We start from the raw sequence: 13,370 nt of genomic DNA, 5'->3' as shown, positions 1-13,370 counted from the left end.
GTGTCAGTTACTTGATACTGCTTTGACACGCATTATTTTATGCTTTACTAATATATTGATCTTTTGGCTCAACTAAAATTGTGCGTAAGTCCTATTTGAATTATTTACTACGTGCTCTGAAAAATGCATGAGGGGAGAAGGGGTCATCCCGCCACCCCCATCATCCGGGGGTGAAAGAAGGTCCTATATTCCACTGACAAATGAGAGAGAAATACCCCCATCGGCAGAGGAGAGGGTGAGAGAACCATTCTCAATGATATACCCGGTCATCTCCGGCAGGAGAGAGAAGAACCGGCTCTCCTGATCCATCAGGCCCGGGGGAGTCTCGCAGTAGACCAGGGTTGAGACCGGGTGATCGATCACCAGCATCGAACCATCCATCTGGTAGCCCGCAGAGTAGCTGTTGCATCCACCGGAGCCTGAGATTCGCTCGCCATCAAAGGTTGCGGTTACTGCCCGCTCAGGGATGGCTTCTGAAACATATCCCTTCTCTGTGATGGATACAAGCCTCCACTGCACTCCTGTCAGGGAAGGTTCGGGTAACTCTGTGATACGCTCGAAGGTGAGAAGGGGGGAGCCGTCAGCATCAGAGAGGGTGAGCGTCTCACCATCGACAGCAATGACCTCTGCCTCACCAAGGAGGGAGATATATCGCCCCTCCTGCTCCATAATGCCAGCCTCTCCACAGAACATCTTCGTGGCTCCGATCGCTCCTATGGAGATCCCGGCTCCATCCACGCTGTATGATCCCATATACCGGTTACATCCGGCAGAGCCGGAAATGCTCTCTTCGTGGAAGATGAGTGTTATCTCCGATCCGGAGATGACAGATGAGACTACATCATCATAATGGAATGTGGTGAGCCTCCATTCTGATCCTTTGACGTAGTCGGCTATCTCCTCATCAGGGATTGCGGGGATCTCCCGGACCCGATCAAAGACGAGGAGGGGGGAACCATCAGCAGCCGACAGGGTAAGCTTCTCTTCATCGACAGCAATTATGTCTGCATCGCCGAGGAGGGAGAGATAAAGCGTCTCCTGATCCATGACACCTGGTTCTGCACAGTACATCAGGGTCGATCCAAGTGCCCCGATGGAGATCTCAAATCCAGTAAGGCTGTAGGATCCGAAGTACTGGTTACATCCGGCAGATCCGGCTAAGGTCTCTTCATCAAACCGGAGCGTGATCACCGTTCCTGGCAGGACCGCTGATGGCGATCCATCATCATAGAAGGTGGAGAGCTGCCATGTTGTCCCGGGAAGAGGCGGTTGTATGTCATTATCCGGTTGAGGCTGAGGTTCAGAGACGCAGCCGGCCACAACCAGGGCAATGGATGCCACCAGAAGGAGGGCTGCTATTGTGCAAAGTCTTCTCATACCAGTAGTATTAGCCACCCTTTAATAATACTATGGCGATGACTTCAAATTTCTTCGCATCTATCCTCAGGGGAGGGTTATCTCGTCCCTGGTGGGACCATCCTCTTCTCCAGCCATCCAAATGAGGTATCGAGGAAGAGAGCGATCCCGATGGCAGGGAGAGCCCCCGACATCATCTTCATCATATTCACCCCGGCAAGTCCTTCGAAGACGATTGTTCCAAGCCCGCCGCTCCCGATCATTGCCGTCAGTATCGCGACACTGTTTGCAAGGATCGCGGCGAACTTCACCCCGGCAAAGATTGCGGGATAGGCATTCGGGAGCCGGACATACCTGATGATCTCCCATTGGGAGAGGCCGATCCCCTCGGCAGAGGCGATGAGTGCGGGATCCAGGGACGAAAGCCCGACCCAGGTATTTTTGATGATCGGGAGGAGAGCCCGGAGGAGGATGGCGATGATCGCAGGCCAGAACCCGATCCCGATGAGCGGAACGACGAAGGCAACAACGGCAAAGGTTGGAACCGCCTGCATCAGGTTTGCCATGACCATGACGATTCGTTGGAGGGGCCGGCTGTAGAGGGCAAGGATGGCAAGTGGTATCCCAAGGGCAATACTTGCAAAGAGAGCGGTATATGCGAGGATGATATGCTGGAGAATCGGCGTTCCCAGCAGCTCAAGGCTCACCATGATCCAAACCTCCTCTTCAGCTCCGCCTCGATACCGCCGGCGATGCCATCGAGGATGACGGCAAGAAGCCCGACCCAGATACCCGCAACAAAGATGATATCCGGCCGCATCAGGTTAATCCCGGTCTGGAGCGGTGCTCCGAGCCCCCCTGCACCAAAGATCCCGCCAAGGGTGACGATACCCATCGTGAAGACGATGGCAATCCTGATCCCGCCTGCGATCATCGGGAAGGCGAGGGGAAACCGGATCTTCATAAGAATATCCCGCTCAACCAGCCCCATCGCCCGGCCGACCTCAAGAAGCTCAGGGCTGACAGAGATGAGCCCTGTATAGGTGTTCCGTGCAATCGGGAGGATCGAGTAGAGGACGCAGGCGATGATCGTCGGGACGGTCCCTATCCCAGCAAGAGGAATGAGAAGGATGAGAAGGGCGATATCGGGGAAGGTCTGTACTGCATTGAGGGTCGAGAAGACCGGTGGTGAATATCTCCTCCGCCTGTAGAGGAGAAGCCCGGTCGCCACCCCGATAGCGATTGCCAGCAGGAGGGCGATGGTGAAGATCTGGAGATGCTCTATCGTCCGTTCGGTCAGGTTATACCTGATCCAGACCGTCTGTATCTCATCGATCATCCGGAACAACTCCTATACAAGCCGCCGCAGGACCTCATCGGGGGTGAAGATGCCAAGCAGCTCCTCACCATCCATCACAAGGGCACAAACATCTCCATCAGCCTTCATCCCGGAGATTGCCGAGAGGGCGGTCCCGTCCGGTCTCAGGATGAGAGGGGATCGGGCATGGGATCCGACAGCCTCCGAATGCTGGCCAACCCGCAGAAGATCCGGGAGCCGGACAATCCCCTGGATGGATGTGCCGTTACTGACGACCGCAACCTCAAGGCCCGCATCGGTCATCAGACCAATCGCAGAGCTGATGGAGGTTGACGCCTCGAGAACGGAGATCTCAGAAACCGGGAGCATGATATCCTGCACAGTCAGATTCTCAAGATGCCTGTAACGGTGCTCAGAACCGACAAGTCCGGCGACCATCGGATCAGCAGGAGTGAGGATGAGATCCCGTGCAGTACCCACCTGGACGATCCTTCCTTCATGCATGATCGCGATCCGATCGCCAAGCCGGAACGCCTCATTGATATCATGGGTCACAAAGACGATCGTCCTGCCGATATTCTCCTTGATCGCGATGAACTCATCCTGCAACTGCCGCCTGAGAAGGGGATCGAGGGCCCCGAACGGCTCATCCATCAGGAGGAGGGGGGGATCCATAACAAGTGCCCGGGCAAGGCCTATCCGTTGCTGCTGGCCGCCGGAGAGCTCCTTTGGATATCGATCCATAAAGATCTCCGGGGGAAGATGGACGAGGGTAAGGAGCTCTTTCACCCGTTCCTCAATCCGATCACGACTCCACCCCTCGATCTTCGGGATGAGTCCGATATTCTCCCGGACGGTCATATGGGGGAAGAGGCCGATCTGCTGGATCACATATCCGATATTCTTCCGCAGAAGGATCTCATCGATGCTGGTGATATCCGTCCCGTTGATGGAGATGGATCCCTCATCAGGGTCGATCAACCGGTTGATCATCCGCAGTGTCGTCGTCTTCCCGGACCCTGAACCCCCGATAAGGATGAGCAGCTCGCCACCCTGTACGTCAAGGCTGACATCATCAACGGCAACCGTCTCTCCAAACCTCTTCGTTATCCCTCGTACCGTGATGGTATCGATACGCTCAAACGGGCGTTTTTGAACCAGATCACCACGTCCTGGAAAAAAACAGTGCCCGGTCTGCGGGAATCAGGGGGAGATCAACCCCTCCCTGATGAGATAGTCCCGTGCAATATCCCGTGCCTCCCGCTTGTCGTTATCAAACTCTGCATTTAATGCCCGCATCTCATCGGTGTCGATCCGGTTCTCAAGGACAGAGAGGGCGGTGACAAGACGGTCATCTACCATCCGGTCAGATCTGATAAAGAGCATCGCCTCATAGGGAGGGAGAGCCGCCTGATCATCATGAAGCACCAGAAGGTTATAGAGATCCACCCGTGAGTCGGTTGTATAGGGTGGGATCGCCTGTACCTGGTTCTTGTCGATGGCTTCGTACATCAGGGTCGGTGACATCGGCCTGACATCCGCAAAGGAGAGGCCATAGACCTCTGCCAGTCGTGGGAGACCATCTTCACGTTCATGGAAGACGAGATCGCTGCCAAAGACGAGTGTACCTGCATAGGGCACAAGATCGCTGATGGTTTCAAGATTATTCTCTGTGGCATACGACTCCTTCACCGCGATGGCATAGTCGTTCCTGAACCCAAGCCTGAAGGGAACGCTGATCCCCTCTGCGGCAAGACCTGTCTGAACATCCGCAAAGACGAGATCCGGGTCCCAGACCCGAAGAGGCTCACGTTGCAGGAGCTGTGAGTACGCGGTCCCGGTGTACTCAACATAGATATCTACCTGGCCTCTTTTGATCCCGGCAAAGAGGGTTGCATCATTCATCCCCGGCCGTATATCTGTCCTGTATCCTTCCTCTTCAAGAAGGAGTGCTATCATCTGGGGAAGAATATACTGCTCGTTAAAGGGTTTCCCACCGATGACGATCGTCTCCCTCGTCCCAGCCTGGTCAGCCCCCATACACCCTGCCGCGAGGCAGGTGATGAGGATGAGGGCTCCAAGGCTGATTGGTATGAACTTTTTCTGCATAATCACACCTCATGAGAGAGGGGTCATCAGGAAATATAGTTTTTTTGATCCCGAATAATAGTATTCGAAAAATAAATCTGCCGGATGGTCAGGGGTGAAAAGAGATTTTGGGTGATGCTCACTGCCTGGATGCACGTGAACAGGGGATGCAGACGGTCTTTCCATCAACCGTCTGCATCTTCGCATCAGCAACCGGCTCCCCGCAGTCAGGGCAGGTGACTGTGGCAAAGATCCGTGCCTTCTGCGGCGGGTTGTACGCGATCTCGACAACCGTCAGCATCTCATCCTGCGGAATCATGAGGAGTGACTCGGTTGCTGCCGCCATCAGTTCATAAAACCGGTTCTTTTCATCTTCTGTGGCATCCCCGGCAAAGACCTTCTTCCTCAGGCCATCCATCTCAGCCTTCTCCGGCATCTCACGGTTCCTGATGAGAATCCGGACGCCTTTCCCCTTCTCCCGGGCATAAAAACTGAAGACATGCTTCCCGTAATCATTGATGATCAGGTTTCCTTTTCCTGCGGTACACCCGGTAACAAGCTGGATCGCATCCACACCGCAGGCATCGGTCTCTGCGACGGTGACGAGCTCCTCGTCATAGGGGCGGGCGACACCGAGCGCCTGCATCGCCGCAATGGCGGCACGGTATCCGGTCGCAAGGCCAGGGCATGAATGGCCGTGGAATGTTACACACTCTTCAAATTCCGGATATTTCCCGGCTGCTTCAAAATGCTGATGATCATGAGTTTCGCACATAGCTACTACCTTCTTCGTCTGTTGGTATCTTGGTTTTCCTTCCATTCCCGTTGCAGAGGCACTGGGGGATAACACACGGCACCCCTGCAAGCTCCCCGATCATGACCGGGACACCATAGACCGCCTCGATCTCATCAGCGGTGACAACGCTTCTGTCTCCACAGGTATGAATCGACTGATCCTTTAAGAGGATGAACCGGTCCGCATACCGGAGAGCGGTGTTCAGGTCATGCATCGTCATCACAACCGCAATGTTGTGTTCTGCAACAATCGCGTTGATCCGATGCAGGATCTCGATCTGGTTCTTCAGGTCCAGCGCACTCGTCGGCTCGTCCAGCAGGAGGATCTTTGGCTCCTGGACAAATGCCCGTGCGATGGCGATCATCTGGAGCTCTCCACCGCTCATCTCGTCGATGTAGTGGAGGCGGAGGCGATCGATCCCAAAGCTCCGGAACGCCGCCTCGACGATCCTGAGATCCTTTTCGGTGACATCCCAGCCGATATGCGGCCTGCGGCCGAGGAGGACGGCATCAAAACCGGTCAGTCTCCCGGTCTCGACCCGCTGGGGAACATACCCGATCCGCCGGGCGATCTCCATCAGTTCAAGGGAGGTGATGGTATCACCGCAGACGGAGACGGTACCCTGTTTCGGGACGAGGATCCGGTTTAAGCACTTGAGGAGGGTCGTCTTCCCGACACCGTTAGGCCCGAGGATCGCGACGATCTCACCTTCGTTGATGGAGAAGGCGATCTCGTCGAGAATCCCCTTGTTCCGGTACATGAATTTCAGTTCATCGACGCTGAGGATCATCGCTTATACCCCCTGAGGAGGAGATAGATGAAGACCGGGGCACCCATGAATGCCGTCAGGATGGCTACCGGAAGGACATATGGGGCGAAGATCAGGCGTGCAACCGTATCGGATGCAAGCAGGAGGATGCCCCCCATCACAATTGATCCGGGTATCAGGTACCGCTGCTCATCCCCGATGATCCGCCGAACCATATGCGGGCAGACGAGCCCGACGAATCCGATGACCCCGAGGAACGAGACGAGGACGGCTGTGACAAGTGCGGCCACGATCATGCCGACATTCCTGAGCCGCTCGACATTCACCCCAAGCCCTTTGGCGGTCTCGTCACCGGCATCCATCGCATTGTAGTTCCACCGGTTTGCAATGAAGTAGATGCAGGCGACAAGGACAATCGCCCCCATCAGGTACACTTCGGACCAGCCGGCACGCCCGACATCGCCGAATGTCCAGTGGACGACCGCCGCAAGCTGTGCATCATCGCTGAAGTACTGGAGGAACATCACCCCTGCCGTAAAGAGAGATGAAAGAGCGACACCCGCAAGGATCACGACTTCCGGGGATGATGCCTTGATCTTTGCTATCGCAATGATCGCAATGGTTGCGAGCATGCAGAAGACGAAGGCACAGATGGTCGTCACATACGGATTATTGATGATCACCGCACCCGCCGTCGTCGAGGTCATCCTGCCGGTGCCGAGGAAGATGATGGCAACCGCCGCACCAAATGCACCCGCATTTGAGATACCAAGGGTGAATGGTGAGGCGAGCGGGTTTCGGAGGATCGACTGCATCGCAACCCCGGCGACCGCAAGCCCGGCACCGCAGATGATCGCCGCAAGCGCCTGGGGAAGGCGGATATTCCAGATGATCCGATCCCACTTGTCGGTGACGTTCTGGCCGATCAGGGTCAGAAAGACCTCATGGGGTGGGATGGCAACTGCCCCGACAGAGATCGAGAGGATGAACAGGAGGAAGAGGACGACGATTCCGGCAAGTATCCAGAGTATCTTCCGGTAGGTGTATTTCAGGTAGTCAGTGGGAAGTTCGCCATCTGCAAAATGCACGTAACTACTCACCCCTTACATGTGGCTCTCTTCCGCCGGGGGTTATCCGGAATCCGGCAGATAAACGATGGAATGATGTAATACTAATTTTAAGATCCATTATACTCCCTCAGATCAATGTAGGGTAGCAGACCACATAAGAATAACCTTTTTGATTTTGTTATGAACTTCAGGGATCGGCGCGAGCATCAGGCAGCGTACGGCGGAAAATACGCCATTGCATGGTGAATGGGTAAAGAGATACCTGAAAGGCCTCTGAATGCCGTGTCACAAAAGATGCTGTTATCTCCGAAGAACCCAAATCACCAGAAACGGGGGAGGAATCAGATGAAATACAGGCATATCTTTGGTCCGGTATCCTCGCATCGGCTCGGCAGATCGCTTGGGATCGATCTCATCCCGTACAAGACCTGTTCATACAACTGCGTCTACTGCGAATGCGGGGAGACTACCATCCAGACAATAGAGCGATCCACCTTCATTCCTGAAGATGAGGTGATGGAAGAACTCAGGTGCATCCTCTCCACCAGCCCACAACTCGACTCGGTCACCTTCGCGGGATCAGGTGAGCCGACCCTCTCGCTCTCTATCGGAAATGTGATAGCGATGGTGAAGGAGGAATTTCCACAGTATATCACCAGTGTTCTCACGAACGGAAGCCTCCTCACCCGCCCGGATGTCAGGGAAGAGCTCCTGCGTGCAGACCGGGTGATACCCACACTCACATCGGGCAGGCAGGAGACATTTGAGCGGATACACAGACCCCATCCGGACCTTGCAATCGAGGCAATCATCGCAGGGATGGAGGAGTTTGGGAGAGATTACCGGGGCGAGATCTGGCTGGAGGTCTTCATCATTCCGGGGGTCAATACCTCAGAAGAAGAACTCATTTCACTCCGTGACGCAATCACCAGAATCAATCCCGATCGTGTACAATTGAACACCCTGGATCGCCCCGCCCCGGAGAGCTGGGTGCAGGCGGCATCTGATACAGAAATGAATACGGTACGGGAGATTCTTGGGAGAGAGAAGGTAGAGATTGTCAACCTCTCTTCGCCGGGTGAGCAATCCACCGGTGTCATGGATGAAGAGAAAGAGAGGATCTGTGCGATTCTCTCCCGCCGCCCCTCAACGATTGACGATCTCATCACAGCAACCGGTATGTCCGGTGGCGAGGTGGCGAAGATACTGAGGGATCTTGAGAATGCAGGTGAGATCAGATCCTACCGCGGTACCCGCGGTACCCGCGGCACCTTTTACAGCAGCACACTCCCGGATGTAACCGATCCAAAAACAGAGAGGAACTGTTAAAGAAAAAAAACCTCACAAAAACGGGGGATGGGTATTCCCCCGGATTACTCTTGTTCAGTGCACTTACATTGGGAACTGGGAGAAGCCAATACCACCGTACTGGCTGTTCAGCTCGTTAAATACTGGCTTTCCAACGAAGAAGGTATAGATCTCATCTGCCTTCTCTACCGGATCAACATCAGCGAACCGGTCGGGATACAGGACAGAGCCAACGAAATATGCATTCGCGAGGACTGTCTCATAGTTCGTGTTGTAGAAATTGTACGGTAGCACGATGTAGACCCTGCCTTCCTTTACCGCGCTGAGTCCTTTTAGTGCGGGATCGGTCTTCAACTGCCCAATCGCACCCTGGTTATCCATCGAGGTTGTACCCGCATCGATGAAGAGGTACTCGGGATCCCAGTCCACAATCGCTTCCTTTGCAACATCGACATGTGCGGTTCCAAGGCCGGATGCGACATTATCGGCATGCACCCAGAGGAATGGCGGGTATGCAGGCTCGGTCGAGATGATGCCATGCGCACCGGCACTGCTCACACCGCCGATATAGACCCGTTTCTGGTCTGCTGCCGGAATATCGCCGGTACGCGCCTCAAGGTCTGCCATTGTCGCCTCGATGTATGCGATAATCTCTTCGGCACGGGCATCATTTCCGATCGCTTTGCCCATCACCCGAAGGGCGGTGTACATCTCTGTCTTCTCAGCCTGGTTCCTCAGTGAACCATAAGCAAATCCGACAACCGGCACACCGGTTTTTGTCTGGAGATCATCCACTTCAGCAATACTTGTGCCATATGCAGTCCCGGTAGATCCGCCCTTAAAGACGAGTTCCGGCCAGATACCGATGACTTTTTCCGGATCATCCTTGCCACGGAACTCGCCAAAGAGCGGTAGTGGCTGGAACCTCTCACGGTGTACAAGCGCATAGGGGCGCCCTTCTATGTCTCGGTGCTGCTTCTCGATACTGTCAACACCGACAACGAGATCCTCACCCTGGAGGTACACCAGGTACCGCAGCGTGCCGGAGCCGGAGCAGAGGACACTCTCCACGGGTTGCGGGATCGTCACCGTTCTGCCGAAGCCATCGGTCAGGGTCATCTCGTTCTGTCCTGTTGGTGGAGCCGAGGGGCCGGAATCACCGACACAGCCCGCAACTGCGAGGAGGGCGAGGAGGAGCACTCCACACAAAATAGAATAAATGCGATTATTCATCATACCAAATCTAAAAAGAATTGAGTTACGATATACTTTAATATACCTATTTTATTTTTCGTCTGAGTTATGGTGCATAAATATTGAGAATTGAATACAAATGATCAAAAAAACAGGTTTTTGTGAGAAGAGAAGGCGGAGAGCCCTGGAGAGAGCACGTGCGTACCGTACGCACTATTGCAGTATTATCAAATGGAGAGGTCAGGAGAGTGGGTGCTATCTGATACAACAAAATAATGATCTGTTTCTAATATATGTGAGTAGGAATCTACTACGTATGAGTCGGAGTCACCATCCGGATCTTTGTGTCAAATCACTTTCCCTTATACTTCAGGATCGACCTATCTTCTCGAATGTCTCCTTCTCCATCAGAAAAGGCGACCGTATCGCCATCACCGGCTCATCAGGATCTGGGAAGAGCCTCCTTCTTCGTTGCCTTAATCAGCTTATTCCCTATTCAGGAGGTGAGATACAACTATATGGCCGTGATATACGTTCATTCCCTCCGGAGATCATACGTCGAACTATTATGTTAATGCCCCAGATTCCTGTCTTCTTTCCAGGAAATGTTCATGAGAATCTTTCTTTACCCTTTTCGTTCAAAGCACATCAAAAGCTCAGATATCCGGATCCGACAGATATCATAGAAAGTCTTGGCCTTTCATCAGATATCCTCTCTTCATATCCAGAACAGCTTTCAGGCGGGGAACGGCAAAGAATTGCACTTGTCCGTGCGCTTATGCTCGATCCTCCGATCCTTCTCCTTGATGAACCGACGTCGGCTCTTGATCGCGACTCAGCCTCTCTCATAGTACATAAGCTGGATGAACTGGCAGATGCAGGATCGGCAATCATTGTTATCACCCATGACCTGGCACTGTATAACCGATCAGATAAGCGATATCGGCTCGAATCAGGCTCTCTTCAGAGTGATATACAATGACAATGTCATATGATCCCTCGGCCGGCTTTCTCAACCTTGGAATTGCGACCCTTCTGCTCCTGGCGATTATAGTGATCCTGCACGTGCGCAGAATAGGTATCTCTCGTGAATTAATTGTTGGGGCTGCCCGAGCTATTCTACAGCTTGCTGTCATCGTAGTACTACTCGTATTTGTTTTTGAATCCGGTAATTTTCTATTAATCATTCTAATGCTTATCGGCATGACGCTGGTTGCGGCGTGGACATCGGCTTTGCGTGCACGTTCCTCTCTTGCAAAGCCCTTTATGGTTACTCTCCCCTCGATAGCTGCAGGCTCTTTTGTCTCGATATCAGCCCTCGTCATAACTGGCGTTATCCCAATTACGCCAGCCTTTCTGATACCAATGGGAAGTATGGCAATCGGAGCATCAATGATCGTTTCATCACTCTCTATTGATCGGTTTATCCGTGAGATGGAGATTCATAATGATCAGGTTGAGATGGCCCTCTCACTCGGAGCAAGCCCCGATGAAGCAACGACTGTCTATATGCGGGAAGGGGTTCGCAGCTCCATGATCCCGGCTATAGATCGGTTGAAGACACTTGGAATCGTTATTCTTCCCGGAGCTATGGCAGGCATGTTGATCGCTGGTTTAAACCCATATTATGCGGCAGAATACCAGCTCATCATCGTTTTCCTTTTAATCGTTGCCGAGGCAATTACCGCCCAGTTCTCCGTGTTTCTTGCATCACGGCAGATCTTTGATGATCGTGGGCGGATCATTCGACTGCACCCTCATTCACAATCCGAATAATCAGGCCGGGACACAACCCCCATTTTTTATTATGAACAGATGATTCCTACAATCCATCCCGGATCACCACATCTGATCTCCCAACGCTCATACTGATTCCATACATCACAAAGAGAACCCCATACACAATTTTCACCGTAAAAAATGATGGAAACAATATTTATTCGGATATTGCCGAGACGGTAGCCTCATCAATTAGGCAAAAAATTTGCACCATTTCAATGGGGATACGTTTGCAGATGACACCAAGGGAAGGCTCTCTTCGCTATCTGGCATTTCCAGACAGAAGTTAAGAAGAAGACAAAAGCCTTTGAACAGGCCGAGTGCTCCCTGTGCGGGGAGATAGTTGCTGTAGATGAAAAAGGAGGCGGAGAGCCTCGCCCCCTTTCCCGGATTTCAGAGTATCAGACCGGAATCTGGGTGAACCCTAATCCTCTGTAACCGGCATTATACTCTTCAAAGACAGGTTCTCCAACGAAGAAGGTGAAGAGTTCGTCTGCTTTCTTAACCGGATCAACATCTGCAAACCGGTCCGGATAGAGAACTGTGCCGACATAGTACGCATTTGCCAGGACGACCTCATAGTTGGTATTATATGAGTTGTATGGCAACAGACCGTATACCTTCCCGCTCTTCACTGCAGAGAGCCCCTTTAGTGCGGGATCAGTCTTTACCTGGCCGAGTGCACCGTCATTCTCCATGCCAAGGGTTCCAAGGTCGATGAAGAGATACTCTGCGTCCCAGTCAACAATCGCCTCCTTTGCAACATCGACATGCGCTGTTCCTATACCTGATGCGACATTATTCGCATGCACCCAGAGGAACGGCGGGTACGCCGGCTCGGTCGAGATGATGCCATGAGCGCCTGACATACTGACACCACCGATATAGACACGCTTCTGCTCGTTCTCAGGGATGTCATGTGTTCGGCGCTCAAGATCAGCCATCGTTGCCTCGATGTAGTCGATCACCTCTTCTGCCCGATCCTCCTTTCCGATGACAAGGCCGATCGTCCTGAGATATGTGTACATCTCATCCTTCTCGTCAGCAGTCCGAAGCGATCCATATGGGTATCCGATCACCGGGATGCCGGTCTTCTCCTGAAGCGCACTCACATCCCCGACATTGGTTGCCGAACCCTGTCCGGTTGCACCAGTCTTGAAGATCACCTGGGGGTTGATCGCAATGACCTTCTCGGGATCATCCCTCCCTCGGTTCTGTCCAAAGAGCGGAAGATCTTTCATCTGATTCAGATGAACGAGGGCATAGGGGCGGCCTTCCGGATTCATAAAGCTCTTCTCCCTATCGTCAACACCGACAAGGGTATCCTGACCCTGCATATAGACCATGTACCGGACTGCGCCGGAACCAGAGGCGAGAACCTCGGTTGCCGGAACCGCGACCGTCACTGTGCGGTCAAAGCCATCAGTGATCGTCACTTCACGCGGACCAGAGGGTGAGGGTGTGTCAGGAGTGGTTGCCTCACCGACACACCCGGCAATACCCAGGAATGCAACGAGGAGCAACCCCATAATAATAATACTTGTTTTTTTATTCATCATACGAGACCATACCAAAATATGAATGTAACCTTTATTAGCTCACTTTGCGAGGCAGCTCCCATGATCCGTTGAATTTCATCACTCCGAATCAACAATCAGCCATCCCCAGCGATCTCTTCCCCATCATTTCCAG

The 13,370-nt window shown here is 53.2% G+C and carries 13 protein-coding genes; 3 read left to right on the top strand and 10 right to left on the bottom strand.

What is annotated here, in order from left to right; translation table 11 throughout:
• Positions 1-183 precede the first annotated feature (183 nt).
• The 8 genes from J2T58_RS10680 to J2T58_RS10645 all read right to left on the bottom strand — a co-directional run bounded on the left by J2T58_RS10680 (position 184) and on the right by J2T58_RS10645 (position 7,415).
• Complete coding sequence (locus J2T58_RS10680; RefSeq protein ID WP_253489849.1) at positions 184-1,377, bottom strand: META domain-containing protein; 1,194 nt, start codon at positions 1,375-1,377, stop codon at positions 184-186.
• A gap of 77 nt (positions 1,378-1,454) precedes the next feature.
• Positions 1,455-2,066 (bottom strand): ABC transporter permease, encoded by a 612-nt coding sequence (locus J2T58_RS10675; protein WP_253489846.1) that lies wholly within the window; start codon positions 2,064-2,066, stop codon positions 1,455-1,457.
• Positions 2,060-2,695 (bottom strand): ABC transporter permease, encoded by a 636-nt coding sequence (locus J2T58_RS10670; RefSeq protein ID WP_253489843.1) that lies wholly within the window; start codon positions 2,693-2,695, stop codon positions 2,060-2,062. Before J2T58_RS10670 ends, J2T58_RS10675 begins: the two co-directional genes overlap by 7 nt.
• A 12-nt stretch (positions 2,696-2,707) precedes the next feature.
• On the bottom strand, positions 2,708-3,784 hold the full coding sequence (locus tag J2T58_RS10665; protein ID WP_253489852.1) for a betaine/proline/choline family ABC transporter ATP-binding protein: 1,077 nt from the start codon (positions 3,782-3,784) through the stop codon (positions 2,708-2,710).
• Between the two features lie 93 nt (positions 3,785-3,877).
• Positions 3,878-4,783, bottom strand: coding sequence for a glycine betaine ABC transporter substrate-binding protein (locus J2T58_RS10660; RefSeq protein ID WP_253489841.1), 906 nt, complete (start codon positions 4,781-4,783; stop codon positions 3,878-3,880).
• A 118-nt stretch (positions 4,784-4,901) separates the two neighbouring features.
• The gene (locus J2T58_RS10655; RefSeq protein WP_253489839.1) at positions 4,902-5,537 is read right to left on the bottom strand and encodes an FmdE family protein; all 636 of its coding nucleotides are present in this window, start codon (positions 5,535-5,537) and stop codon (positions 4,902-4,904) included.
• On the bottom strand, positions 5,521-6,348 hold the full coding sequence (locus tag J2T58_RS10650; RefSeq protein WP_253489838.1) for an ABC transporter ATP-binding protein: 828 nt from the start codon (positions 6,346-6,348) through the stop codon (positions 5,521-5,523). Before J2T58_RS10650 ends, J2T58_RS10655 begins: the two co-directional genes overlap by 17 nt.
• Positions 6,345-7,415, bottom strand: coding sequence for a FecCD family ABC transporter permease (locus J2T58_RS10645; protein ID WP_253489837.1), 1,071 nt, complete (start codon positions 7,413-7,415; stop codon positions 6,345-6,347). Before J2T58_RS10645 ends, J2T58_RS10650 begins: the two co-directional genes overlap by 4 nt.
• A 327-nt stretch (positions 7,416-7,742) precedes the next feature.
• Here J2T58_RS10645 and J2T58_RS10640 point away from each other — a divergent pair, with 327 nt between their 5' ends.
• A complete protein-coding gene (locus J2T58_RS10640) occupies positions 7,743-8,726 on the top strand; it encodes a radical SAM protein (protein WP_253489836.1) in 984 nt (327 codons plus the stop codon).
• A 63-nt stretch (positions 8,727-8,789) separates the two neighbouring features.
• Here the strand turns inward: J2T58_RS10640 and J2T58_RS10635 are convergent, their stop codons facing one another.
• A complete protein-coding gene (locus J2T58_RS10635) occupies positions 8,790-9,938 on the bottom strand; it encodes an iron ABC transporter substrate-binding protein (RefSeq protein ID WP_436262640.1) in 1,149 nt (382 codons plus the stop codon).
• A 100-nt stretch (positions 9,939-10,038) separates the two neighbouring features.
• Here J2T58_RS10635 and J2T58_RS10630 point away from each other — a divergent pair, with 100 nt between their 5' ends.
• Positions 10,039-10,881, top strand: a complete 843-nt coding sequence (locus tag J2T58_RS10630; RefSeq protein ID WP_366518473.1) for an ABC transporter ATP-binding protein — start codon at positions 10,039-10,041, stop codon at positions 10,879-10,881.
• The gene (locus J2T58_RS10625; protein WP_366518472.1) at positions 10,878-11,675 is read left to right on the top strand and encodes an ABC transporter permease; all 798 of its coding nucleotides are present in this window, start codon (positions 10,878-10,880) and stop codon (positions 11,673-11,675) included. The genes J2T58_RS10630 and J2T58_RS10625 overlap by 4 nt, the downstream gene beginning before the upstream one ends.
• A 404-nt stretch (positions 11,676-12,079) precedes the next feature.
• Here the strand turns inward: J2T58_RS10625 and J2T58_RS10620 are convergent, their stop codons facing one another.
• Positions 12,080-13,207 (bottom strand): iron ABC transporter substrate-binding protein, encoded by a 1,128-nt coding sequence (locus J2T58_RS10620; RefSeq protein WP_253489821.1) that lies wholly within the window; start codon positions 13,205-13,207, stop codon positions 12,080-12,082.
• Between the last annotated feature and the right edge of the window lie 163 nt (positions 13,208-13,370).

Source organism: Methanocalculus alkaliphilus (assembly GCF_024170505.1).
Classification (GTDB): domain Archaea; phylum Halobacteriota; class Methanomicrobia; order Methanomicrobiales; family Methanocorpusculaceae; genus Methanocalculus; species Methanocalculus alkaliphilus.
This window is presented reverse-complemented; position numbering and strand designations above follow the sequence as displayed.

Coding starts and splice junctions, on each gene's coding strand:
- J2T58_RS10680 (WP_253489849.1), bottom strand. CDS start 1,377: ATGAGAAGACTTTGCACAATAGCAGCCCTCCTTCTGGTGGCATCCATT.
- J2T58_RS10675 (WP_253489846.1), bottom strand. CDS start 2,066: ATGGTGAGCCTTGAGCTGCTGGGAACGCCGATTCTCCAGCATATCATC.
- J2T58_RS10670 (WP_253489843.1), bottom strand. CDS start 2,695: ATGATCGATGAGATACAGACGGTCTGGATCAGGTATAACCTGACCGAA.
- J2T58_RS10660 (WP_253489841.1), bottom strand. CDS start 4,783: ATGCAGAAAAAGTTCATACCAATCAGCCTTGGAGCCCTCATCCTCATC.
- J2T58_RS10655 (WP_253489839.1), bottom strand. CDS start 5,537: ATGTGCGAAACTCATGATCATCAGCATTTTGAAGCAGCCGGGAAATAT.
- J2T58_RS10650 (WP_253489838.1), bottom strand. CDS start 6,348: ATGATCCTCAGCGTCGATGAACTGAAATTCATGTACCGGAACAAGGGG.
- J2T58_RS10640 (WP_253489836.1), top strand. CDS start 7,743: ATGAAATACAGGCATATCTTTGGTCCGGTATCCTCGCATCGGCTCGGC.
- J2T58_RS10635 (WP_436262640.1), bottom strand. CDS start 9,938: ATGAATAATCGCATTTATTCTATTTTGTGTGGAGTGCTCCTCCTCGCC.
- J2T58_RS10630 (WP_366518473.1), top strand. CDS start 10,039: ATGATCAAAAAAACAGGTTTTTGTGAGAAGAGAAGGCGGAGAGCCCTG.
- J2T58_RS10625 (WP_366518472.1), top strand. CDS start 10,878: ATGACAATGTCATATGATCCCTCGGCCGGCTTTCTCAACCTTGGAATT.
- J2T58_RS10620 (WP_253489821.1), bottom strand. CDS start 13,207: ATGGGGTTGCTCCTCGTTGCATTCCTGGGTATTGCCGGGTGTGTCGGT.